Origin of the sequence: Leucobacter chromiireducens subsp. chromiireducens (assembly GCF_016758255.1) — a bacterium.
Classification (GTDB): domain Bacteria; phylum Actinomycetota; class Actinomycetes; order Actinomycetales; family Microbacteriaceae; genus Leucobacter; species Leucobacter chromiireducens.
In genome coordinates this window covers 81,077-105,017 of sequence record NZ_QYAD01000006.1, presented here as the reverse complement: position 1 = coordinate 105,017, position 23,941 = coordinate 81,077, and the positions used below count along the sequence as shown (strand labels likewise).

Annotated in this window: 20 protein-coding genes; 12 read left to right on the top strand and 8 right to left on the bottom strand. The window is 66.1% G+C overall.

From position 1 onward, the window contains the following. Positions 1–17 precede the first annotated feature (17 nt). A complete protein-coding gene (locus D3226_RS14950; RefSeq protein WP_272928720.1) occupies positions 18–149 on the bottom strand; it encodes a hypothetical protein in 132 nt (43 codons plus the stop codon). 32 nt (positions 150–181) lie between these two features. Continuing rightward, the gene (locus D3226_RS14375) at positions 182–418 is read right to left on the bottom strand and encodes a hypothetical protein (RefSeq protein WP_202383252.1); all 237 of its coding nucleotides are present in this window, start codon (positions 416–418) and stop codon (positions 182–184) included. Positions 419–924: 506 nt separating this feature from the next. Between D3226_RS14375 and D3226_RS14370 the strand changes: the two genes are divergently transcribed. After that, the gene (locus D3226_RS14370) at positions 925–2,325 is read left to right on the top strand and encodes a TrkH family potassium uptake protein (protein WP_130452363.1); all 1,401 of its coding nucleotides are present in this window, start codon (positions 925–927) and stop codon (positions 2,323–2,325) included. A gap of 11 nt (positions 2,326–2,336) precedes the next feature. Here D3226_RS14370 and D3226_RS14365 read toward each other — a convergent pair whose 3' ends face one another. Beyond that, entirely contained in the window at positions 2,337–3,863 is a 1,527-nt protein-coding gene (locus D3226_RS14365; RefSeq protein ID WP_130452362.1) for a SulP family inorganic anion transporter, read from the bottom strand. 55 nt (positions 3,864–3,918) lie between these two features. Between D3226_RS14365 and D3226_RS14360 the strand changes: the two genes are divergently transcribed. Then, positions 3,919–4,299, top strand: coding sequence for a MerR family transcriptional regulator (locus D3226_RS14360; protein WP_130452361.1), 381 nt, complete (start codon positions 3,919–3,921; stop codon positions 4,297–4,299). Positions 4,300–5,241: 942 nt separating this feature from the next. After that, the gene (locus D3226_RS14355; protein WP_202383251.1) at positions 5,242–6,411 is read left to right on the top strand and encodes a DNA cytosine methyltransferase; all 1,170 of its coding nucleotides are present in this window, start codon (positions 5,242–5,244) and stop codon (positions 6,409–6,411) included. A gap of 108 nt (positions 6,412–6,519) precedes the next feature. On the opposite strand, the gene D3226_RS14350 is transcribed toward D3226_RS14355, so the two are convergent. The 5 genes from D3226_RS14350 to D3226_RS14330 all read right to left on the bottom strand — a co-directional run bounded on the left by D3226_RS14350 (position 6,520) and on the right by D3226_RS14330 (position 15,582). Continuing rightward, positions 6,520–6,714, bottom strand: coding sequence for a helix-turn-helix transcriptional regulator (locus D3226_RS14350; RefSeq protein ID WP_130452359.1), 195 nt, complete (start codon positions 6,712–6,714; stop codon positions 6,520–6,522). Positions 6,715–6,717: 3 nt separating this feature from the next. Next, positions 6,718–7,206 (bottom strand): hypothetical protein, encoded by a 489-nt coding sequence (locus tag D3226_RS14345; protein ID WP_130452358.1) that lies wholly within the window; start codon positions 7,204–7,206, stop codon positions 6,718–6,720. Positions 7,207–7,369: 163 nt separating this feature from the next. Next, positions 7,370–8,362 carry an AraC family transcriptional regulator gene (locus D3226_RS14340; RefSeq protein WP_130452357.1) on the bottom strand — a complete coding sequence of 331 codons (993 nt, stop codon included), beginning with the start codon at positions 8,360–8,362 and terminating at the stop codon, positions 7,370–7,372. Positions 8,363–9,093: 731 nt separating this feature from the next. Continuing rightward, positions 9,094–14,082 (bottom strand): DUF5979 domain-containing protein, encoded by a 4,989-nt coding sequence (locus tag D3226_RS15115; RefSeq protein WP_130452356.1) that lies wholly within the window; start codon positions 14,080–14,082, stop codon positions 9,094–9,096. A 327-nt stretch (positions 14,083–14,409) separates the two neighbouring features. Beyond that, on the bottom strand, positions 14,410–15,582 hold the full coding sequence (locus tag D3226_RS14330) for a sigma-70 family RNA polymerase sigma factor (protein WP_202383250.1): 1,173 nt from the start codon (positions 15,580–15,582) through the stop codon (positions 14,410–14,412). Positions 15,583–16,209: 627 nt separating this feature from the next. Here D3226_RS14330 and D3226_RS14325 point away from each other — a divergent pair. The 9 genes from D3226_RS14325 (at position 16,210) to D3226_RS14285 (ending at position 23,815) form a co-directional block, all read left to right on the top strand. Further along, entirely contained in the window at positions 16,210–17,310 is a 1,101-nt protein-coding gene (locus D3226_RS14325; RefSeq protein WP_130452354.1) for an ArdC-like ssDNA-binding domain-containing protein, read from the top strand. Then, entirely contained in the window at positions 17,310–18,215 is a 906-nt protein-coding gene (locus D3226_RS14320) for a bifunctional DNA primase/polymerase (RefSeq protein WP_130452353.1), read from the top strand. Before D3226_RS14325 ends, D3226_RS14320 begins: the two co-directional genes overlap by 1 nt. 38 nt (positions 18,216–18,253) lie before the next feature. After that, a complete protein-coding gene (locus D3226_RS14315; protein WP_237462950.1) occupies positions 18,254–19,048 on the top strand; it encodes a DUF2637 domain-containing protein in 795 nt (264 codons plus the stop codon). Then, positions 19,045–19,557, top strand: a complete 513-nt coding sequence (locus tag D3226_RS14310; protein ID WP_237462949.1) for a hypothetical protein — start codon at positions 19,045–19,047, stop codon at positions 19,555–19,557. Before D3226_RS14315 ends, D3226_RS14310 begins: the two co-directional genes overlap by 4 nt. A 93-nt stretch (positions 19,558–19,650) precedes the next feature. Continuing rightward, positions 19,651–20,523, top strand: coding sequence for a hypothetical protein (locus D3226_RS14305; protein ID WP_130452352.1), 873 nt, complete (start codon positions 19,651–19,653; stop codon positions 20,521–20,523). Beyond that, positions 20,510–21,619 (top strand): ParB N-terminal domain-containing protein, encoded by a 1,110-nt coding sequence (locus tag D3226_RS14300; protein ID WP_130452351.1) that lies wholly within the window; start codon positions 20,510–20,512, stop codon positions 21,617–21,619. The genes D3226_RS14305 and D3226_RS14300 overlap by 14 nt, the downstream gene beginning before the upstream one ends. A gap of 91 nt (positions 21,620–21,710) precedes the next feature. Beyond that, complete coding sequence (locus tag D3226_RS14295; RefSeq protein WP_130452350.1) at positions 21,711–22,373, top strand: hypothetical protein; 663 nt, start codon at positions 21,711–21,713, stop codon at positions 22,371–22,373. A gap of 3 nt (positions 22,374–22,376) precedes the next feature. Further along, positions 22,377–23,549 (top strand): M23 family metallopeptidase, encoded by a 1,173-nt coding sequence (locus D3226_RS14290; protein ID WP_130452349.1) that lies wholly within the window; start codon positions 22,377–22,379, stop codon positions 23,547–23,549. Continuing rightward, a complete protein-coding gene (locus D3226_RS14285; RefSeq protein ID WP_130452348.1) occupies positions 23,549–23,815 on the top strand; it encodes a DUF6112 family protein in 267 nt (88 codons plus the stop codon). The genes D3226_RS14290 and D3226_RS14285 overlap by 1 nt, the downstream gene beginning before the upstream one ends. Positions 23,816–23,941 lie beyond the last annotated feature (126 nt).

Genomic DNA, 23,941 nt, shown 5'->3' with positions numbered 1-23,941 from the left:
AGGAGATCGATTCTGGATCAGGCTGCAGGCGTCGTGGGTGTGGTGCCAGAGAGCATCGCACCCCAGGAGGAGATGTACCCGTTCGTGCCGGGATGCGGCAGCACCCAGCCCGCCGGCATGAAAGCCGCGTGGAACCGATGTTGCGTCATCACTGTCAAGGGTATCAGCGCCCCCTGTTGGGTCACAGTGCGCCTCTTGCCCAGGCTTCGGTGAATCCACACTCCTCGATATCGCTCCAGGTGAGAGTGACGTCAGTCCATGACCCGTGTCCCGGCCCGAGGGCTTCCTCGAGACGATCATGCAGCACTGCAGGATCAGCGCAGTCCGTGAGGTCGAGCACGAGCACTTGCAGGTATCGGGCACGGTCGCGTTCCACGTCGTTATGCAACCGCGAGGCGAGGCCCGTCGGCAGGTTCACGAGCAGTGATTGCGGGAACCCTGTCGGTAGAAGGCAAGCGATACAGACCCTGCGGACGGCGGGATGCGTATCGAGTTCGTGTTTCAGATCTTGGATGGTGTCGTGCCAGCGGGCACGCGCAGTTTTCCGCGTCGTACAGCCCCGAAGATCTGCACCCCAGAGCATTCCGCGTGACGGAACATGTTCCAGATCAGCATCGGTGTGTGGTGCGTGCGGCAAGGGGTCGCCACGAACCAGGAACGAGATGGGCACGCAAGTCTCCTCAGAGGGTCGGGTCAGTACTGTTTCGCCGACCAGACTTCCCGGCACACCATCCGCTGGATGCGGCAGTGCCGCGCAGCGGTCTCCCACTCTACGCTCTCGCTGCTCTCCACGCGCAAGACCTGCCGTGGAAAGAGACTTCAATGTTTCTGGTGTTGCGGAGTAGAGTCGAGTGCGGTGCGCCGGGAAGTCTGGTCGGCACACCGCCTGTCCGGGTGGTGTTCATGAATGTTGAGGACACCCCTATGGATACGCGCACCGGGAGCATCGCGTTAGCACGTGTGCGCGACCTTGCCCACCGCGTCATTGCCCGCACCCGGTATCTCGCCGGCCATTCGCCAGCCCGCATCGCGATTCTGGTGTTCGCCGCCGCGGTGCTGCTGTTCACGGCGCTGCTCATGTTGCCGATCGCATCGCGCACCGGCACAATAACCGCGCTCCCCGATGCATTGTTCACGGCGGTGTCGGCGGTGACCGTTACCGGGCTCACGACGGTCGACACGGGCGAGCATTGGTCGATGTTCGGGCAGGTCGTGATCTTGGCCGCGATCCAGACCGGCGCGCTCGGGGTCGTTACGATCGCGCTGCTTCTTGCACGGATGGTGACCCGCAGACTCGGGGTCAGCGGCCGGGTGTTCGCGCAGTCGAGCATTGGCACCACCGGGCTCGGGGACGTGAAGCGCCTCCTCCGGGTCGTAGTCGTCACGACATTCACGATCGAATTCGTCCTGATGCTAGTCCTCGTCCCTGCATTCATCGTCGTCGAAGGGTCCTTCGGTTGGGGACTTTGGTACGGAGTGTTCTATGCGATCTCGGCATTCGCGAACGCGGGCTTCACGCCGCATGTCGGCGGCATCGGCCAGTTCGCTAACAACCCCTGGATCTTGTCCTCACTTGCGATCGGCGTGTTCGTCGGGAGCTTCGGGTTCCCCGTGTTCCTGAACCTGATCCGTGCAAAGTGGACGCGGAAGCGTTGGACGCTCCACACGAAGCTCACGATCATCACCACCATCGTGTTGTTCGTACTCGGCACGATCGCCTGGGCGGGGTTCGAGTGGGCGAACCCGGCCACGATCGGCGGCGAGACCTGGTGGGCGAAGATCGGAAACGCGTTCTTCGCATCGGCGATGCTGCGCTCCGGTGGTTTCGCTGTCATCGACACGGAATCTATGACAGCGACGACGATGCTGCTCAGCGACGCGCTCATGTTCGTCGGTGGTGGATCCGGCTCCACCGCAGGCGGCATCAAGGTCACCACCCTCGCCGTGCTATTCCTCGCGATCTGGGCCGAAGCGAAAGGCACCCAGCACACCAATGCCGCAGGCCGCAGGATCCCGAACAGCACCCTCAGGCTCGCGATCAGCGTCGTATTCCTCGGGGCCACGCTCGTGCTCACCGCCACCGCCCTGCTCACTACCGTGAGCAACGCCACGCTCGATCGTCTCTTGTTTGAGACCGTCTCTGCCTTCGCGACCTGCGGTCTGTCCGTCGGGATCTCTGCGGAAGTCGGACCGTTCGGAAAATATGTGCTCTCTGCGCTCATGCTCGTGGGTCGCGTCGGCCCGATCGCACTCGCGTCGGCGCTCGCCGTGCGACAGCGCAGAGAACTCTTCCGGCTCCCTGACGAGCGGCCTATCATCGGGTAGCCAGATAGAGGTCAGTGTCCGGCGCCGAGTCCGCCGGTAAGCCTCGTGTGGAACGCGGTCGTATAGTCATTCATCCCGATCAGCTCGACCGCCTTGCCATGCTGCTCGTACTTTGTCACGATCGCATCGAGCGCGGCCACAGTCGAGGCATCCCAGATATGCGACTGCGTCATATCGACCACGACGTGGCCGGGATCCTGGGCGTACTCGAACTGGGTGGTGAGGTCATTGCTCGAGGCGAAGAACAACTCACCGACGACTGTGTAATAGGCGCGCTCTTCACCGAAGTGCTCCATCACTTCCCGATTGACGGTCACGAAGTGCGCAACACGGCGCACGAACATCACCGACGCGACGAACACCCCGACCACGACCCCAATCGCGAGGTTATGGGTCGCGACGACGACCGCAACGGTCACAACCATGACCGTGGTCTCGCTCTTCGGCATCCGCTTCAGCGTGGAAAGCTTGATGGAATGCCAGTCAAAGGTGCCGACCGACACCATGATCATCACCGCGACGAGCGCCGCCATTGGGATCACGGCGACCACATCGCCGAGCACGACGATCAGGATAAGAAGGAATACGCCCGCGAGGAAAGTAGAGATGCGGGTGCGCGCCCCGGAGACCTTGACGTTGATCATGGTCTGCCCGATCATTGCGCACCCGCCCATGCCACCGAAGAAGCCGGAGACGAGGTTCGCGACGCCCTGCCCCCAGGACTCGCGCGTCTTGTTCGAATGCGTGTCAGTCACGTCATCGACGAGCTTCGCCGTCATCAGCGACTCCATCAACCCCACCAGCGCCATCGCGAGTGCGTAGGGCGCGATGATAGTGAGCGTCTCCCAGGTCAACGGCACGTTCGGAATGAACAACTCCGGCAGGCTCCTCGGGAGCTCGCCCTGATCGCCGACCGTCGGCACTTGGAGGGCGAACACCACCACGATCGCGGTGACCAGAACGATCGACACCAGCGGGGCGGGGATGACCTTCGTGAGTTTCGGCATGAACACCATCACCAGCAGACCGAGCGCGACCAGCGGGTACACGACCCATGGCACATCGATCAGGTGTGGGAGTTGCGCAGTGAAGATCAGGATCGCGAGCGCGTTGACGAACCCCACCATGACGCTCCGCGGGATGAACCGCATCAGCTTCGCCACACCGAACGCCGCAAGCACGATCTGCAACACGCCCGCGAGGAGGACGGTCGCGATGAAGTAGTCCATCCCGTACTCGCGGGCCACCGGGGCGATCACGAGTGCGATCGCCCCGGTGGCTGCGGTGATCATCGCGGGGCGACCGCCAACGAACGCGATCGTGATCGCCATGATGAACGACGAGAACAACCCGACCTTCGGGTCAACGCCAGCAATGATCGAGAACGAAATCGCCTCCGGGATCAGCGCGAGCGCGACCACCAGCCCCGCGAGCGCTTCGCGGGTGAGGAGGCGCGGGGTCTTAAGCGCCGTGCGCACGGAAGGTTCAGGGCGATACCGGTTGCGGTCTTCTACAGTGGTGCTAGTGGTCACACCCATCAACCCTAACGTAACGTGAGAGTTGGTGCGAAGAAGAATTGAGGACAACTTCGGGATGAGCGATACGGGAATGATGCATATTGGAGACCTCGCCGAACGCACAGAATTGTCCCTGCGCACCATTCGTCATTATGACGAGATCGGCCTCCTCGCACCTTCGGGACGTTCTGAGGGAGGTTTCCGACTGTATACCGAGGGCGACTACGACCGACTGATGCTCATCCGCCGAATGAAGCCCCTCGGCTACTCTCTCGACCAGATGGGCGATCTCCTGCACGCTATCGAAAGCGCTTCACCTTCTGGCGCCGACCAAGAGGACGCGCGCCGCACGCTAGTGGATTTCCGGCAAGACGCGATGGAGCGACGCGAAAAGCTCGTAGAGCAACTCAAGATGGCGGACGAGTTCCTCCGTCTCCTTGCCGCTGAAACGAAATGAGCAAATGTAGCCCCAACCGCTTTCCTGCTCGATCCGGAGTTCGGGGCGGGATCGCAAGCTGCAGGAACCCGGGTACGAGTCGCGGATCACTGAGCTTCATCCCAAGCGCCCGTCACGCCAGAAGATAACAGGTCAGTTTTGAGTCACGATTGCTGGCATGCCATCATCAAGCCCCGACTGCTCGGGACCATCACAAAGGATGGATGCAGTTGCGGCAATGCGCGCCCACACAGTTGGGGTTGCGCACAGGGTTGCACTCGTGTCTGCGTGCAACTCGGGCCAGGCTGACAAGAGCGTCAGGCGCTTCGGCGTCCTCTGCCGGACCGGTTGCGCTTGTGTTCTATGCGGAGGCAAGCATTCAGTACACATTTGCTTCATGCCACGATACAGACCTCGCTGGTGACTCGTTCACTAAGACCGCGCTCTCGGCGCATAGCTCTGAGAATCTGGTGCCTTGTTGCGGAGAGGAGGGCTGAGTTTCGCCAAGGCCGTCGAAATCCAAGTGCGCTGTGAACCGCAATCTTGAGCTCACGAGCGGCACCTTGCACGCCAGCGTGTGGGGCTCTCAAACCGAGGTCACGATTTGGAAAGAGAGCACCCAGATGGCCAACCGCTCATCACACGTTCCCTTCCTTCATGTTCTCTCTTGCAGGAAGAAGGTGCTCACAGTTGGCTATGGCGGGACGAATCGAAAAGCCGCTGCAGTCTGCGTCTCTTGGGTCGATTCACGCTTACGGTAAACCGCAGATGCAAGACGCGTGGTAGCTCGGGAGCAAGGCCGACGACGAGGCGGCCGGCGGTGGATTGACTGGGCTGCCGTGGCGGGCATAGGTGGTGCTGACCGCGGGCGCTGGGTGGGTTCTCGGGTGTGGGCCGGGTGCACCTGAGAGGTGACCATCCGGCAGCACCGCGTGCCGGGATCACCCATCACCGGGAGCCCCGATGCGAGAAGACCCCGCCACGCCCGCCGACCTCAAGCCGCTGCGTGTCGGGTCGCTGTTCTCCGGCTATGGGGGCCTCGATCTCGCCGTCGAGCACGTATTCCATGCCCGCACGATGTGGTTCTCCGAGATCAGCCCCGTGCAGCGTGTCTTCGCCCACCATTGGCAGGATGCCCCGAACCTCGGCGATATCACCGCCGTTGACTGGAGCACCGTGTCGCCGGTGGATATTCTCTGCGGCGGGTTCCCCTGTCAGGATGTCTCGACCGTCGGGAAGATGGCTGGCCTCGCACCGGGCACTCGTTCCGGTCTCTGGGCGCACATGGCCGAAGCGATCGACCAGCTCCGCCCCGGGTTCGTCGTCATTGAGAACGTGCGCGGTCTGCTCTCCGCCCCCGCAGTCCGCAGCGTCCCGGACCCTGCTGATGCAACCCCGCCTGCTGCAACCCTTGGAGGAGACGATCATGCAAGCCCTGCCGCTGCAACCCTTCGCGATCTGGAACCCGGCATGTGGGGTGTGGGAGACGAGTCAGGTCGACCTTTCCGGGCGCTTGGCGCCGTTCTTGGCGACCTGGCCGACCTCGGGTACGACGCGGCATGGCTCGGCCTTCCCGCTTCCAGTGTCGGTGCCCCGCATCCCAGGTTCCGTGTGTTCATCCTCGCCCGTGCCGCTGCTCCGGACGCCGCTGGCGTCGGATTCGTCTCGCGGCGGGGAAAGCCTCGATCAGGTGCGGGCGAGGCGGGGAACGATCGCGCTCTCCCATCAGGTCATCGACCTCGTACTGAACGGGCCCGATACCTCGAATCGGCGTATGGACGAATCGGAGATGCTGTGGTCCCTGGTCGGGCACATCTTCGAGCTTGGGGACGATACGCTACCGCCATCGCCAGGTGGGAGCACGTCACCGGAATGACGGCTCCAGTCCCCGCCATTCACCGGGCAGGGCAGGGGTTACGTCCCTCGCCGGGGTTCGTGGAATGGCTCATGGGCCTCCCGCCGGGGTGGGTGACCGGCCCCGGGATCGGGTTGACGGCGAATCAGCAGCTCACCGCGCTCGGCAACGGGGTGCTTCCTCTCCAAGCCGTCGCCGCGCTCACCACACTCACCCGCATCTTTCCCGTAGCCACCGAATCGTGGCGCCCGCTCTGCGGTTCAGGGCAGAAGCGCTGACGGAGCGAAGCCTGCCGGCGACGGCCGCTTCCACGATGCCTGGCCGAAGCGACCCGAGCGAAGGGTTCCTGGGTGCTTCGCCGCGCGAGGTATGTGGGGCTGTGGTTCTTATTGTTCGTCCTCGAATATCTCCTCGATCGGGAGGTGGAAGAGTCGGGCCAGGCGAAACGCGAGCGGGAGCGAGGGGTCGAACCGTCCGCGCTCGATCGAGATGATGGTTTGACGGGAGACGCCGAGTTCCTCAGCGAGGCGCTGCTGTGACCATTCTCGTTCCGCGCGCAGGTGAGGGAGCTTGTTCTTCACGACTCAGCCGTGCCTGCGCTGAGCGAGGTAGCGGATCCCGAAGGACGCCATCGAGAGCAGCACCACGGCGGCGACCGCGTACACGGCGGAGAGCTCGCTCCCGCTCAGCGTGATCGCCACGGTGCCCAGCCCGCCGATGAGGAGGGTATCGGTGAACGCGCCGCTGGCTGCGCGTTCGTGCCAGCGCGATTCGACGGACTGCTCCGGATTCGCGGTCGCGCCCCGCAGGGTGCTGCGGTCGACGATCAGCCCCCATACGATGCCAGTGAGAGGCCACAGCGACACCAGCCCGATAGCGATCCCGCCCAGGACTGGCCGGGAACTCGCGCTCTCTGTCGCGACGGCGATCAGCGCCAGGGCGACCGCGCCCGCTGCGCCAAACGGTGCGGCGGCCCACAGTGCGGGAAGTCTCCTGCCGCCGAACTTTACGCGGCCCCAGCGGCTCCGATCGCTCCCATTGGCCTGGTTCTCGCGGTACTCGTCCGTGCCCACATTGCTCCATTCCGTAAAGTGTATTTTACATCAACAGCTTGACATGTAAAGTCTGTTTTACGCAACTTCGGGGTGCCGAATTCGAGCAATGAGTCGTCTGCGACGCCTCGCCAGCGGCATGGCGCAGGCTCTCGCCTGTGCGCGCCGCCTGCCGTTCGTGACTTCAGGAAGCGTCGCGGTGGCGGGCCCGGTACTGGGTGGGGGTGATGCCGTGGTGCCTGGTGAATGCGGCGGTGGCGTGGGTGCGGCTGTGCCATCCGGCAAGCCTCGCGGCTTCTGCGATGCTGACGCCTGGGTGTTCGCTAAGGAGGGCGGCCATGCGGTAGGCGCGGGCGCGGGCGAGATAGGTAGCGGGAGGTATCCCGTAGGTGGCAGTGAACACGCGCCGCAGTTGCGACGGGGACAGATGCACGCGGGCGGCGAGCCCTACGGTCGTCCAGCGGGCGTCGGGCTCTGCAGCGAGGAGTTCCGCAACCATGCGAGCCTCGGGTCTCGGCCCGGCACGGCGTGCCCCGAGATCGAGAGCGTGTGCGGTGGCCGGGATGCCGGGATCCGCGGGCGGGGTGGCGTGGAGACTCCCGAGTTCGGTGATGAGAGTCCAGGACAAGCTCATCGCCTGCGCATGGTGTTCCAGGCCGAGAGGGAGCGAGAGGGCGTCGTCGAGGCGGTCGAGGACGTCGCAGACCCGGCGAAGGACCGGCTCGGTGAGGCGGGTCTCGTGGATCGGGGCGCGGTAGATGGCGTCGAGCATGCGCTTCGCTGCGGCACGGTCTGGGAGGAGGCCGGTGTAGAGCCAGTAGAGCTCGTCGATGATATAGCGGCGGTCGAACCCGACCCGGGTCACCTCGTACCCGGGGCCTGGGGTGATCTGGTAGCTCACGCCCGCGTCGATAGCGAGCACGTCTCCCGCGGAAAGCGGCAGCTTCCCGGCCGGGGACGCGAACTGCGCCCTCCCGGCCCGAACGAACTTGTACACGATCCTCGGGTCCTGCAGGCGCGCGGGCGCATCCATCACGGTGGTGACGATCGTGAGCGGCACTCCCCGGACTGCTGGAAGGACATCGCCACCGGTGGCGAGGAAACGGTGCGGCAAGGCTCCGTCCATCCCGGGGGCGAGAGCGGTCTCGTCCTGCCGTTGGGAGGGGTCTTGGTGCATCTCTCCGGTCTTCGTATGTCGGTGCCACCGGGGAGAACGCTGTCCTGGCGTGTGTCTGCGCGGGGAGGCGTTTCGGGGCGTTCTGGGGTTGGGGGTGGTGCGGCTCTGGAAGCCCGGCGTCTCCCTGGGACGGAGTCAGAGACCTCTCCTCCCCGATAAGGGGCTGGGTTCTCGTCTCCGTGAGGGGAGTCATCGGGGTCCAGAGCCGCACCGTGGGGTGCCGCCGAGGCGATGCCGTGTGTGGTTGTCATGACCCTGTAGGGCATCGGTGGGAGTCTCGACGGCGGCCGTCACCCCTCCCCGCGACCACCGGAACCTCGGAGAAAACGCGCCTCCCAGAAGGGGGAGGGAGAGGGTGGCGCGGAAGGTTCCTGGGGTGCGGGGCGGGAGGGAGACCCGGGAAAGGGGGTGACGGGCCGGTCGCCTGCACCATCTCTGGTGCGGGCGGTCTGGTCTTGAACGCCGGATCGGGGGGAACCGGGGTCCAGGGAATCTAAGGAAAGTGGGAGCGGTGCGAAGAATGCGTGCTCTTGAGGAAAGCTGTCCTTTCGCATGTGGTGCGGGCGGCTGGGATGGGGTGGGTTCTGGCGGCTCGCCCCGCATGCGAGACAGTGTTCCGGGGGTGGCCAGAACCCGCAGCGCCACGTTCAGTCGTCCACGAGTTCCAGGGGTCCTTGTACCCGTCTCCGGCGCTTTTCAACGCCGGAGACGGGGTGGGGCCGCGTGTTGGGTTACCCGTGTGCGGGGGTTGCCGTGGGGTCGTCTTCCTTGCGTCGGTTGCGGAGCAGGAACAGTGCCCCGCCCACCAGCAGGAGACCCGCGCCCAGGAGGCCTGCGGCACCGAGCATCTGCCCGCCAGTGATCGCGAGCGGCGGCTTCGGCGGGAAGGTGTTTGTGACCTTCGCCGTGTTGTCCGAACCGGTGAGGTTCACGAGAATGCCGTCGCTTGCCCCGCCTTCGGTCGACTCGTCACTGTCGGTGATGGTGACCTTCGCCCCGTCCGGGACGTTGGTCTCCTTCACCTGGCACGACACCCCGGCAGGCACCTGGATCGTACGCGACTCACCATCCTTCAGACGGAACTTGGCGTCTGCCGCAGGGAGCACGTACTCGCCGTCTGCGACCTCACCGTTCTCGCCAACACCTGGAATGGTGCAGGCGAGGGTGAAGTCGTAGAAGCCGCCGGTGCCGGGGCCTTCGACCTTCTTGGAGACGGTGAGTTCCGCGTTCTCGAAGGTGTTGACGGCCGAGATCGTGAGGACCTGCAACTCGTCCGGGGTCCCGGAAGTGACGGGCACCGAGTTCTCCCACGAGTCGAAGTCGACAGTGGACTCTGCAGCACCACCGGTGTTGACTTCTTCGCCGAAGCAGCGAGCGTCAAGCGGCAGCAGCCGCGGCTGCTCGTTGTCGTCGACGAGGTACTTCGTCTGCCCGCCCTTGATCTTCACGACACCTGAGTACACGTCCGTGAGGATCGTTTCGCCGAGGTCGTTCTCTTCCTCGATCTGGCAGGTGGTGAGGATCTCGAACATGCGATCCGCCGCGGCCGCAACCGCGATGTCGTCGCCCGCGAGGGTCTTCGACACCTGCACGGAGCCTGCGGAGACGAAGTTCGTCATGGAACCGGTCACGGTCCCAGACTGCTCCTCGACCGCATCCCACGGCACGGTCACCGTGACCGGCGCGGCGGGCGCGTCAGCGGAACCGTGGTCGGTTTCGGTGATCGTGCACGACGAGAACGCCGGCAGGCCGGCCATCACGTCACTGGTGACCGCGTTCGCACCGTTCACCGGCAGCGTGACCTCTTGATTCAGCACCTCGACAGCTGCGACCCCGTCGAGCTGCGGGTCGAAGGTGCACACGACCTGGAACTTCAGGACGTCGGTGGCTGCGAACTCGCCCGCCCCGGCCCCCGTCAGCGCCTTGTTGATCTGCACCCCGCCATAGGGCAGCAGGCCCGCGTCGATCGTGAGATCGTGCGTGTCACGGCCCAGGACGAGCGCGTCTGCCGTGCCCGTTGCGGGGTCGGCGTTCGAGTCGGCCGCCCGGTCGTCGCCCGCGGCCTTCACCGTGAACTCCGTCCCGTCGGGCCTCGTGAACGTCACCGTGTAGCCGTCCGCGTTCGAGGAACGCAACTGCTCGAAGACGTACTTCCCGTCATCGCCGGTAGTGGTGGAGATATCGACCAAGTTCCCGAGATCGTCGGTGCCCGTGACGCGCACGGGAATGCCGGTCGCGGGCTGCTCGGGTGATCCCTGCCACTGGTTCTGCACACCATCACGGTTGAAGTCCCACCACGTGGTGTCACCGATCGAGGACTCGATCGCGACCTCCGGGGACTCCGCCGAACGCACCGCGTTCTCCAGGCCGTCCGCGTACCCGGTCGCCCGGTTCACGTACACGTCCCCGCCGCGGTTATCGACACCGACCATACGGATCGTGAACTCGATCGCGGAGCCCGTGGAGAATGGGCCAGGACGCTGCACACGCACTGCAGTCACCTCAGATGCAGACGCCGGGCAATCAGCCACTGTCCCGCTGCCGGATGCCACAGCACCGCCAGCATCGGCATCACACCAGGTGATGTTCCCCGTCGCACCGTTCCGCGCGTTCCTCGGGTCTTCCGACGGGTTCGCGTTCTTTGTGTAGAGGATACGCACCTGCTGGCCCTGAATACTGCCATCGGTCACCTCGGCAGAGTGGAACGTGAATGAACCATGGAAATCAGACCCTAGCACCCCCTGCTTCGGGAGCACGTCGATGATGTCCGGATCGTTCGGCACCGGAGCATTGCCCGGCAGGCGGTTCGAGAACCTCACCGACCACTCGTTCAGCTCGTTGTTCGTCTGCCCGGCGCGGTTCACCTGCACCACGGGCGTCAGCGGCTGCTTCGTGATGCGCACACCGCGGATGTTCGAGATCTGGATCTGCGCCTCGTCCGAACGCTGCGCGAGCGTCGACGCGTCGTCCTGCGCCCACACTACGACCGTGTTCTCGTAGACGCCGTCCTCGGCGGTCGGGTCGACGGTCACCGACATGATGATCGGATCCATCGCCTTGTTGACCTCGTGCTGCGGAATCACCCAGCGAATGTATGTTTCACCGGTCGCGCAGGCGGGGCGCTTCGCGTCCGCCGGCGTGCTGGACTGCACGAGTACCGGTGTGAGCGACGCCGAGGCGTAGTTCTGAGATCCGGGGAGGCAATCCTCGACCCAGACATCCTTCAAGATGCCTGGAGTGGCGGCACCCGAGGTCAAAGACGGCTGCAAACGGTACTGCACCAGATCACCGCCCGTAGTCTGGGGAGGAGTATCCGAGAACTGGCCACTGTCACCCTTGCGCACCTGCTTATCGATACGGGCCTGCGCATGGGCAAGGATGAGACGGTCACCGCCCGAACCCGCATGCGACTCAGGATTGTAAGTCGCCTGCGACCAGTTATTGGCATGCGCGAGGAGTTCCTCAGACGTCAGTTCTTCGCCGATGACCATTTTCACACCGCCGTAATTCGGCAGGGTCGTTCCCGTGGGCATGCCGTTGTCAGCTGCGCGAAGCGCGATCGAGATCACAAGGTAGACCCCGTCGCCCAGGATCGCGTTGTTGGAGACCGGTTCAGGCAGGTTCACGAAGGCGCGGACCCGAGCCACAGCGGTATAGATCCCGTCTGCGGCAAGTGCAGTATCGTTGCCGGGAACCTCCGAAGGGTCGTCGTACCAGGGCCCCTGCGCATCGCCGCACTCGGTAGCCGCGCCTTCAGCGCCGGGAGCAGCCGAGTACTGGAACGTCACGTTCGGCACCTGGCTCTTCTGCGTCGCGAAGTATGTTCCGGGCACATTGTTGTAGCCGGAGACCCAGACCGCTTCGCCTTCTGAAGGCACTCGCTGCATTGCAGAGACGTATCCAGCGCCCACAGCCGCGGGAGCATCCACCGCGTGCAGGTTGAGTTTCGTATTGTCCCACGCATCACATCCAATCGCGCTCACCGGCGCAGGCGCATCCGGCCTGGTTCCTCGGAAGAACAGCTGCGAAGTCACAGTCTGCGTCGGCGCCACGGTGATACCACCACTGTTGATCGTGGCTCCCCCAGGAGGTCCTTCACCATGGATATTGTTGCTTGGCGAGAACTCCGTCGAGGTCATGTTGCCCTCGGCGCCGGGGAGCCCAGCGAACCGCTTTCTGAATCCCCCCGTGAGCTCGACGATGGGCGTCGTCGTGCGGTAATCGTTCCAATGCACGGGGCCAGTGACCCCAGTTGGCAGGCTCGTCGCGTTTTCGCCGGGCTGATCGACCGAGGTCTGCACGTCACTGACCGGATCGAAGCCTCTGATGTCGAGGTCGGTGTATGAGTTGAATGTCGGGAGTGTCCAAGAGGTATGTGTCGAGGATTCGGTACCGAAGTCGCGGATGACATCCACCGGGGTGTACACGTTAATTGCCTGCGCAATAGCGTAGGCTGCGTCTCCAGGCAGAGCGGTACCGACCGGGCGTAGAGCCTCGCTGGGATAGGTACGCAGGCTCATGTCGGGAGCCTTGATGGTGAGCGCGACAGGTGTTCCTGGGCCTGCCTGCAAGATACTCATCGTGCCGGAATCACGTACCGAGTTCGTCTCATTACGAGACGTCCCTTCTTGCACTCCAGTGGCATTGGCGCCGGGAACGCCGTAACCGGTCCCCCCGTTGTACGCACGAGAGCCGTACTTTTCGAGGTCGGCCTCGATCGCATCGATGTCGGTCCCGGAGAGCGACGGATACATCGCCGCGGGCGAGAGATCATCGGTGAAGGTGATATCGCCGATCGCCGGCATGGCCCCCTTGCCACCTGCAGGAGCGGAGAACAACACGTGGTAAGTGGTCTGCTTGCACGTACGAGCCGTGTCCCAGGGGCACTGAGTATTGATCGGAACATAGTGGTATCCGGTGTTCTCCTGCAGCGCGACACCATTCTTCGAGATGTCCCACATTAACCGCGCCGATGCCTTCACGTTGGGAAGGTCAGCTGTGTCGATCGCGACACCGTTGTACCCGTCGGCGACGATCTGTGCCGCGGTGATGGGGAGGTCCTCGCCCTGGTGGGCGAGGTTCAGGACCTTCACGGTCACGTCGACGATGTCGGTGCCGGACACGATCGTGCCACGGTTGCAGACCAGGGTCTGCTCTTCGAGTTCATCGATCGAGTCCGCGGTCAGCGGGATCGTAGGCTCACCCGCAGTCGCCGGGGTGATCGATGACCCGTCGGCCTGGCAGAAGCCGGGGAGTTCGGTGATCTCCATGCCTTTGGGGAACGTGATCGTGAACGTCGTGTTCTCCGCCATGCTCGAAGGGACGGCGTACTCGACCTCGTAGGTGACGGTATCGTTCACGCGCACGACCCCGTTGTTCGGGCCCGAGTCGTTACCCGCGTTGCTATCGGCATCCCAGCCCGGGGTGCCGTCGGACTTGATGCGCACATCGAGTGCGAGCGTCGGCAGCGTCGGGTCGGGGTCGTCGATATCGAGCGGCACGACCGGGACATCATCGCCGGCATCATCACTGGCAGGCGCGTCCCCTGTGTCCCCTTGCACGGGAGCGTCACCCTCAGGAACGTCCAGGCTGGGTGCATCTCCTGCCGGGGAGTCGGTCTGCGGGGCGTTGGTCGTGGGCGCCTCGGTCGCGGTGTCGGGGTCTTCTGCCCACGACACCGTCGCGGGAGTCAGGGTGAACGCCAACGCGACCGTTAGCACGGAAGCAAGGACTTTACCCCCCCCCCCCCGAAAATGAGGGGTCGTCTCGCGGGGCGTGGACCCGGCGACTGGTTACTGATGTGCACTGTGTCTCCTCGTTCTCTCCATACAACGACAGGGCGTGTAGGAAGCGGATCCCCCGCCAGGGGCCTGCTCTCCACGGAATCTGCACACACCAGAGCGCACGCAGACGGGTATCCCTTCACACGTAAAGACCCCCATCGGGTGCGCAGTGTTACAGGGTTCTGGAATATTCACCGGAAATCTTTGCCCGCGCGGGACGCACGTCGTCACGCGCGGAAGGCTCGCCATCGAGATTCCCTGGCCCTAGTCCCTGAGTATCCAGTTCGGTGTCGTATCGTCGGGCGACACGACGGGTTCACCCTCGGGAAGTTCTGGACCTCCCTCTTCCGGAGCGTCATCATCCGAAGTAGTACTGGTGCCGGGGGGACGCTCGTCGGGTTCCGGGACGGAAGACGGCGTCGTTTCCTGCTCTCCGGGGTCAATGGCCGGAGCATCGGCCGTTTCGGTGCCCGTGGTCGGGGTAGTGGGGGTGCCGGTGGCGTCCATCGGGAACAGAGTGAACGCGCCGGCGATCAAAAGGGCGATGCCTGCGGCAAGTCCCACCCAGCCTGCGATCTTGCTGCCGCTCACCGTCCCCGCCGTCGGCCCCGCTTCCGCCGACCGCTGCGCATGGGTTGCCGCCGACGCGGCTGGCGCTTCACCGCCCGCGAGGGTGACGGCGCCGGCGATACCAGTGCCGGCGATGAGGGGTCCTGCCCAGGCACGCAGCTGCTGTCCGAGGTCTCGCAACCGCGACACCTGGACCCTGCAATCCGGGCAGCCGGGCAGGTGCCCTTCCACCCTGCCGGTATCGCGTCTGCCGAGTTCGCCCCGCACATGCTCACCGAGGAGGCCGGCGGTTTCCGCGCACCCGGGATCGCGGGAGTCGACGTACTGCTGCAGGTATGCTGCGGCAAGTTTCTTCCGGGCCCGGTGCGCGATCACCCGCACCGCACCGGCCTGCATGCCCAGATACTCGGACGCGGACTCCGCCGTGACCCCCTCGACTTCCAGCAGCCACAGCACCCGGCGGGCATCGCCGGCGAGCGTCCGGTAAGCGCGGCCGATCTGATCTCGCTCCCCAAGCGTCTCGACCCCGGACTCGGCGGCCTCGTCGAACAACTCGGCAAACACGTCCGGGGCGACCGTCACCGTCCCCGCGTCCACTTGGCTGGTGCGGATCGCTTCGCTCCTCAACGAGATCAGCACATACCCCAGCATCGAATCCGTAGGCCCTTTCCCGTTGGATAACGCCCGAAACACCCGGGTAAAGGTCTCCGACACGAGATCCTCGGCCTTGCCACGGTCACGCACCATCACGAGTGCCTGCGAGAACGCCGCATCCTGATGCCGGGCATACAACTCACTAAACGCCGCACGCCCAGTAGCCGTGTCGGCACCGGCACGTACCAGATCACACAACGAACGGTCATCCAAAGCCTGCACCTCAACCCGAGGCAAGGGGTGCGGCTCTGAAGGGCGCAACGCAGCATCACTCATAACGCCTACACCTCCCCGACTCTGCGACACACCCCTACCGCTCAGCACTCCGTCAACAACCCCCGGAATCCCGCCGTTTCTGCTCTGATGATAACTCGAACCTGAGAATTCCCAGGGTGAACGACCGGGTGAAGATACGCACGCCCAGCACCCTCCGAGATCCAGAAATCCGCGACATTCAGGACAAACACGCGGGGCCACACGCCGAATGTCTGGTAAACGCGCATCTTTGACTTTTGTGGAGGGAACGCTCCCCGGGGGCAGTTCGGGACCCCGCATGCCGAGCGGTTCGGGAGAGACGGGTGCGACTTCGGGTCTGGTATCAGTCTGGTGTTCGCGCATCATGCGTCTGGCAGACACCCTATTCCACCGATGACACTCGCGATCCTGGCAGGGAGGGTGGTAGGCCGGGAGGTATCTGATCGGGTTCAGCGTCGAGCCTGACGGACTCGCGACACGCGCGCCCGCCTCACGATACTGGTTCGGCGTCTCCCGGCGCACCTCACAGGTGAACGGGGGCTTCCTGCTGCGCGCACCCCCCGCATGACGGGAGGAGATGACTGCATGACTGGCAACGTACAAGACAGCGGAGCACGTACGGCACGCGAGGCCAAGCTCGATGAGGTGCGCGAAGCGTTGAACGCGCAGGTCGAGAAGCTTGTCACGGGCGAGGACTGGAAGTGTGCGCTGTCGTTCGCGGCGAAGTTCCGCTCACGTTCAGTGAACAACTCGTGGCTGATCTTCGCACAGCACCAGGCCGCGTGGGAGGCGGGCCGGGTGCCCGAGCCGATGCCCACGTATGTGGCGGGGTTCCGGCAGTGGGAACAGCTCGGCCGCCACGTCGAGAAGGGCCAGAAGGGGTATGCGATCCTCGCCCCTGTGATCGGGAAGTTCGCGTCGAGGACCCCGGCCAATCCGATGTCGTGGCGCAGGCTCGCCCCGCGTGAGGCACCGCTGCCGGGTGAGAAGGTGAAGTCGGAGATGGTCGGCGCGAAAGTCGCCTACGTCTTCGACATCTCCCAGGCCACCGGCCCCGAGGTACCCCTCCCGCCGTCACCGCAGCTCCTCGCAGGCGAGGCGCCGGCCAGGCTTCGCGAGGGTCTGATCCGGCAGGTCGAGGAGGCCGGGTTCCAGTTTCTGCCGGTGCCGCACGAGGGCATGATCCACGGCGCGAACGGCATCACCAAGTTCGATGATCGTCAGGTTGCGGTGCGGACGAACATGGACGATGCGGCTCAGGTGAAGACGCTCGTGCACGAGCTCGCGCATGTGAAGATGCACGGCCCCGACCAGGTGGAGGCGCGGCAGCATCGCGGGATTGGTGAGGTGGAGGCCGAGTCGGTCGCGCTCATGGTTGGTGCCGCGCACGGCATGGATACGAGCGTCTACACGATCCCGTATGTGTCGGGGTGGGCGATGGCCGCCGACGGGAAGAACCCGGTCCAGATCGTGCAGGCCACGGCCGAGCGCGTGCGGAAAGTCGCGCTCGAGATCCTGGACCAGCTCGACACCGTGCAGATCAGCGACGGCACCCCGCCCGGTCTCACCCGAAACGACCCCGAGCGCGCGACTGCGAAGCAGGCCGAACGGAAAACCCCGGCACGCCCCGCTGCACGGAAACCAGCACAGGTGGCGCGGCCCCTGGCCGCGGTTCGGGGGTTGTGATGGATGCCGAACAGCTCCTCGCCCCAGTGGCCGGCCTGTCGCTGGCGGATGCCGCGCAGCACTATGCGAGTCTCGGGGTGCCGGTGTTCCCGTGCGTGCCGGGTGAGAAGCGGCCGCTCGTGGCGCACGGCTTCAAGGACGCGACCGCTGACCCGGCCCAGGTGGGTGCGTGGTGGCGGCGCTGGCCGGAGGCGAACATCGGCATCCCGACCGGCCCTGCCTCCGGGATCGAAGTCGTCGATGTTGATGTGAAGGGCGATGAGCCGCGCGGGCCCGTCTCGTGGCAGCGTGCCACGCAGGCCGGCTTCCTTGACGGCTGGGCGGCGCACATCGTCACCCCGTCGGGCGGCCTGCACGCCTACTATCCGGCGGCGGACATCGAGCAGCGCTCGTGGGCGTCGGGGAATGCGCAGCTCGACTTCCGGGGCACCGCCGGCTACATCGTCGCCCCGCCATCGCGCACCCTCATCGACGGGCAGGTGGTCGCGTATCAGCTCCTCGATCTCGCCACCGGCGAAGTGCAGCCGGTGGATGCGACAGCGTTGCGGGAGTTCCTCGATCCTCGCCCGGTGCGGCCGACGTGGCAGGGGCAGCCGTTCCGGGGCACCCTGGAAGAGCGCACCCAGCGCATTGCGGCGTGGCTTGGCGGGCGGGAGCAGAGCGAACGGAATCAGGGCCTCTACTGGGCCTCCTGCCGTCTTGCCGAGAACGGCGCCACCCTCGGCGAGGCGTTCTCGGCGCTCGGCCCGGTCGCCGAGCAGATCGGGCTCGCACCTCCGGAAATCGCACGCACGATCCGCTCCGCCTACCGCGACCCCGCCCCCTCGCCGTCGGCATCGACGGCGGAGAGGTCGCGGTCGATCGCGCAGCGCGTCCCGGTGGATCGAGGGCGGGTGCTCGCATGAACGACACGAGAACACGCCGGGGTGGCAGGCTGGCCGTGATGACCGCGGTCGCCGGCACGGTGCTGATTGCGGCCGGTGCGTTCTGGCTCAGCTTCACCGCACTGGCCGATCTCGCCCGCAGGTCTGGGATCGAGGCCGGGCAGGCGTGGGCGTGGCCGCTGATCGTGGACGGCATCATCGTCGTCTCAACCGTCGCCGTCGTCGCCCTCGCGGGGAACCGGGCCGCCTGGTATCCGTGGCTGCTGCTGATCTGCGGGGCCGGGCTGTCGGTCGCCGCGAACTCTATCCATGCGATCGTCGCCGCCGACGCCGACGTACCCGCGGTGCTCGCCGCATCAGTTGCGGCGGTGCCGCCTCTGGTGCTGCTCGCAATCACGCACCTCACCGTGATCCTCACCCGCCACCAACCCCAAGAAAATGCGGCAGCCACGGAAGGCGCGAGTGCGGATACTGAGGTGGTGCACGCCGAGGCAGCCGCAGTGCCGGTGGCAGCGATGTCTCCGAGACCAGTGCTCGGGGTGCCGATACTCGCAGCCCCACCAGAGCCCGAGCGGGACGATCTGGCGATGCCCGCACCAGGCGAGGCGACGGGGCGGGGCACCTGGTCGGGACGTGAGGTCGCGGAGGTGCTGCGAGCGGGCGGCTGGTCAAACAAGAAGATCGCCCGCTACCTCGACGTGCACCCTTCGACCATCGGCCGCTGGCTCCCACAGGCCCCCAAGCCAACGACTGAGCCCGACGCCAAACTGCCAGAGGAGGCTGGCAAAGATCCCGAAGCTGCGCCAGCGGTACCGACGGCGGCAGTACCCGAGAACGAGGAGGAACCCTCATGAACACCGAAGCACACCTGCCCGAGGGCACGGAGGCAGCGCGGGCGCGTCTGCATTCCGCGCTCGCGGCGGCGATGAACACCGAACGCACGCCCGCACCGGAGGCGACGGTTCCGGAGGTGGAGCGGTCGATGCTCGCCGTGCACCGTGACCCCTCTCTGATCGCACGCGACCAGGCCGAGCACGACACTCCGGAGGCCGACGCTGCGGAGCCGGAGACGCCCGCAGCCGAAGCAGCAACGGAGGCAAAGCGTCGGACGCAGGTCCGGTGGGTGCGTCCGACCGAGCTGGCGATGCAGGGCGGGGCCCGGGCAACGGGCTGGGGGCTCGATCTGCGGGCCGACCTCGCCCAGCGGCTCCGCGACGCCCGCACGGAGCGCCCGCAGGACCGCACCGAGCGCCGTGCGGAACGGAGTGAACGGGCATCACGGCTACCGGACCTGTCGATCGCTGGCCGCCGCCGGAATGCGCGGCGGCAGGAGCTGGCGCGTTCGGGGATGGGTCTGAGGTGATCCGCCATGCACGCAGCGACTTGCCGGTTCGCGCAGGACCTCCCAGGGCCGATGCACCCCGGGTGCACCTGCTTGCCAGGAGGTGCCACGACCATGAACCAGAACACGACAACCCCTGCCGCGCAGCCCGAAAGAGGCTCCCGGTGGGGGTTTGAGCATTCCGAAGGGCTCCGCGCCCTGCTGATCCGCCTGCACGAGGAGGGCCGGTGGGCGTGGCGGCACGACCCCGAAGTCGCCACGCTCATGCAGTATGCAGCCGACAAGTACGCCGCGCTCGCGCGCCGCCACGGGCTCGACCCGTGGGAGGCAGCGGCCGCGGCGTTCGACGCGATGCGGACCGGCGCCGTCCGCCGCGCCGACGACCCGTGGGCGGTCGTCACCCGCGCCGTGAAGGTTACCTGCATCGCCGAGGAGCGCGCGAACGGGCTGCTCTGTTCCGTGCATCAGGCGCGCAGGCCGAAGTTCTCCGCGCATCACGACGCGGAACGCTTCAGCGACCGGGAGAACCCGCTCACCGACTACCACGAAAGCTTCGCGATCCCGGCCCCGGACTACTTTGCAGAGCCCGAGGCCAGTGAGGCGTCGGCGCGGGTCGGGCAGGCGGTCGAGGACGCCGTCGCCTTGTTTCATCTGCTCGGCTGGCCGGTCGAGGCCGCACGGGGCGGGATGGAGTACCTCGTGACGAGGCTCGCAGAGTCGGCGTCCCGCGCTCAGGCGTTCGAGTCGCTCCGCCGCGACTACCATGCCCGCGCCCTCCTCGACATCCCAGCCGCCTCGTGGCTCGCGATGCTCAGGGTGGTGCTCGGCAGCCCGGACCCGAACCAGGCGCACACGAGCGCCGCGCGGGGCGTGCTACACCGCCTCGTCACAGGTGAACCGCTCCGCGCGCTCCTCGTCGATGACGTGGTGTTGTCGGAGGTGGTGCTGTCGGCTCCGGACGGGGGTGGGTGTCGTGGCTGCGAGTAGTCCGGGGCACATCGAGCTGGAACGCTCCCTTGATTCCATCGGCATCGGGGTGCGCCACCGCACCGACCTCGGCGACATTCCAGAGCTCGCCGATTCCATCCGCAACGAAGGCCTGCTGCAACCGATCACAATCACCCCGGACGGGACGCTCGTCTGCGGGCGCCGAAGGCTCGAAGCGCTGCGCCTGCTCGGATACCGTTCCACGAACGTGTGGGTGCGGTCGAACCTCTCCGACCGGCTCTCCCAGCTCCTCGCCGAGCAGAACGACAACGCCCTGCACAAGCCCCTCTCCCTGATCGAAGCGGAATCCCTGTACCGGGAACTCAAAGTCGTCCTCGCAGAGGACGCCGCCCGTCGGCAAGCCGCCACGAGGTTCGGCGCCGACGGCGGGATGTCGCAGGATTCTGCGGAAGCTTACGGTGGAGTCGATTCGACTCCACCGTGGAACGGTGAAGGCCGTACCCGAGAACAGGCCGCGCTGATGGTCACCGGCAAGAAGTCCCAGAACATGCTCGAACAGCTCGGCAGGCTCAAAGACCTCGCCCACGACGAGCGCCGCCCCGCGCACATCCGCGCCCAGGCCGCAGAAGAGGTCGCCCGGATCGAGGCGGGCGGGAAAGTGCACGGCGCGCACCTCCGCATGAACACCGCCCTCTCCCTCGACGAGCTCGACCGGATCGCCGCCGACCCCGCCCAACCAGAGACCGTGCGAGCACAAGCCGTCTCCTCGGCGGCTGAAGTGCGGGCGGCGGCCAGCCAGGAGGCGCGCACGGCGGAGCTCGCCGCACTCGCTTCGGCGGCGATCGCCCGTGTCACCGCCGAAGGTCGCGGCAAGGGGAAGAAGCGGGCGGGAACGGTGGAGCGTCCGAGGCTGACGCTCGTCGTGCTGCCGCCGCGCGCCTTCGTGGCGCTCTGGGCCGACATGGACGGATGGACGAAGAAGCACGATCCCGTCGTCCTCGCATCCGAACTCACGGCGGCGGAGTGGGAGCGCGCCGAAGCGGTGCTCGCCGAGACCGTCGCCTTCTTCGCCCTCATCCGCACCGCACGCGCCCAGACCGCCGACACTGTCCCCCCGTCTGCGCACGCGATCTGACGACGGCAGCCGCGACATCTGCTCTCTCCGCCGCGGGTGTGCGGGTGCACCTTCCGAGTACCGAATCCACCCGGTCCTCGGAAGGAACTCCATGCGTCAGACCACCGCACCGGATCAGCGATCGCGCCGCCTTCGCTTTGCCCTGCTCAGCGGAGGTCTCACCCTCACGCTCTTCGTCGGTGTCGGCGTCTACGGGCTGCTGCGTGGCCCTGCGCCTGCTCCGCGCACGCCAGCGTCGCCCGCCGTGACGACGGAGCCACAGCCAGGCCAGAGTCTCGCGCCGCGCGAACTGCCGACGAGCACCGGTCCGGAGCGGTTCGTCCGCTCGGTGGCGGAGGGGCTGTTCGCGTGGGATACGGGCCTTGGCTACGGTGCGCACGAGTACATGCAAGCGATCGTCGATGTCGCTGATCGCGAGGAAGCGCCTGGCCTTGCCGAGGACCTCCGCGCCTATTTCCCAGACGATGCGGCCTGGGGTGAGCTGCGGAACTACGAGACCCGGCAATGGCTCATCATCGACACGATCACCGTCCCCGGGACATGGCCGGGGGTCGTCGCCAACGCTCGGCCCGGCACGCTTCCACCTGGTGCGGCCGCCTACACGATCACTGGTACCCGGCACCGCGTAGGCTCCTGGGAAGACCGAGACGTTTCGGATGCCAGGCCGGTGTCGTTCACGATCTTCGCCGCCTGCCCGACCGGGGATTCCTGTCGGCTGCTGCGGCTCTCGGCCGCCGATACCCCCATGCCGTAGCTTATGGCGAAGAAGCTGCTCGTCCTCCTGCTGGTGCTGTTCTGCATCGGCCCGTCGACCGCGCTCGTGGGCCTGGGCGCGTTCATGGGGCCGGCAGGATTCTGCCTCACCGGCTCACTCGTGGTCGGCCCGATCCCCGACAGCCTCACCGCCATCACCGCTGACGGCACCTCGGTCACGCTCGACAAGCGGCAACTGACCCACGCGGCGACGATCATCACCACCGGGGCAGGCATCCCCGGCGTCGGGCAGGCCGGGGTTCGTGTTGCGCTGATGGCCGCGCTCACCGAATCGCGGCTGCGGATGCTCGCCAACACTGGCGCCTACCCCGAGTCCGGGAACTATCCGAACGACGGTGACGCTTCAGATCACGACTCGCTGGGCCTGTTCCAGATGCGTCCCGCCGTCGGCTGGGGCACCGTCGCCGAGCTCATGAACCCCGTGTATCAGGCCCAGGCGTTCTATGGCGGGAAGGACGGACCGAACTATCCCTCGCCGCGCGGCCTGCTCGACATCCCCGGCTGGCAGTCCATGGACCCGGGCGCTGCGGCGCAGGCGGTCGAAGTCAGTGCCTTTCCCGACCGGTACCGGAACTGGCAGCCCGTCGCCGATGCGATCCTCACCGCCCTCACCACCCCCGCCCCCGACAGCAACAGCGGCAACGGGGGCGGCGGGCCGGTGCCCGAGACCTCGCGGATCGTGTTCCCGCTCCCGGAGGGCAGCTACACGAGCACCGACAGCTTCGGGTGGCGCAGCGACCCCTTCACCGGGGAGAGCGAGTTCCACTCCGGCTCCGATCTCGCCGCAGGAGACGGCACCCCGATCTTCGCTATCGCAGACGGCCGCGTCACGGTCGCGGAGTTCAGTGCCGGGTGGGGCGGCCTGATCGTGATCGAGCACACCGTGCAGGGTGCCCGCGTCGCCTCCTACTACGCGCATATGTGGCAGCACGGGATCTACGTCACGGCCGGCGAGACCGTGACGGCCGGGCAGCACATCGGAGATGTCGGGTCGTCGGGTCGTTCGACCGGCCCGCACCTGCACGTCGAGATCCGCCCCGGCGGGCAAGCGCAGCCGCCCGTGAACGCGATCGAGTGGCTCGCCCAGCACGGGGCAGTGCCGAGCGACGGCACGAGCACCGCAGTCGGATGCCGCGCGAACGTGGGAGGCCTGTGATGAACGTGTTTCCCGATTTCGGAGCCGTCGGCGCATCCGATGAGTTCGCGTCCGTGATTGGCGCGCTCCTCACGATCGTCCTCATCGGCGCCGTACTCACCCTCGTCGTCTCCGCGATCGTATGGGCGATGTCGTCTTCGACGGGGAACCCGTACACAGCGCAGAAAGCCTGCATAGGTGTGTTCGTCGCCCTCGGTACCGCAGCATTCGCCGGTGCCGGCATCGCCTGGACCAACTTCCTCCTCACCATCGGCGACCACATCTGAGGCCCGGGGCGGGCCGTTTGCTCGCCGGTGCCCGGTTCCTGCGCTGGAACGAGCGGTTGCGGCCGACCCCGACGGGAATCGGCCGCCCGTGGGCTGTGGTGCACCTGCTTGTTGGACGGTTCGCGT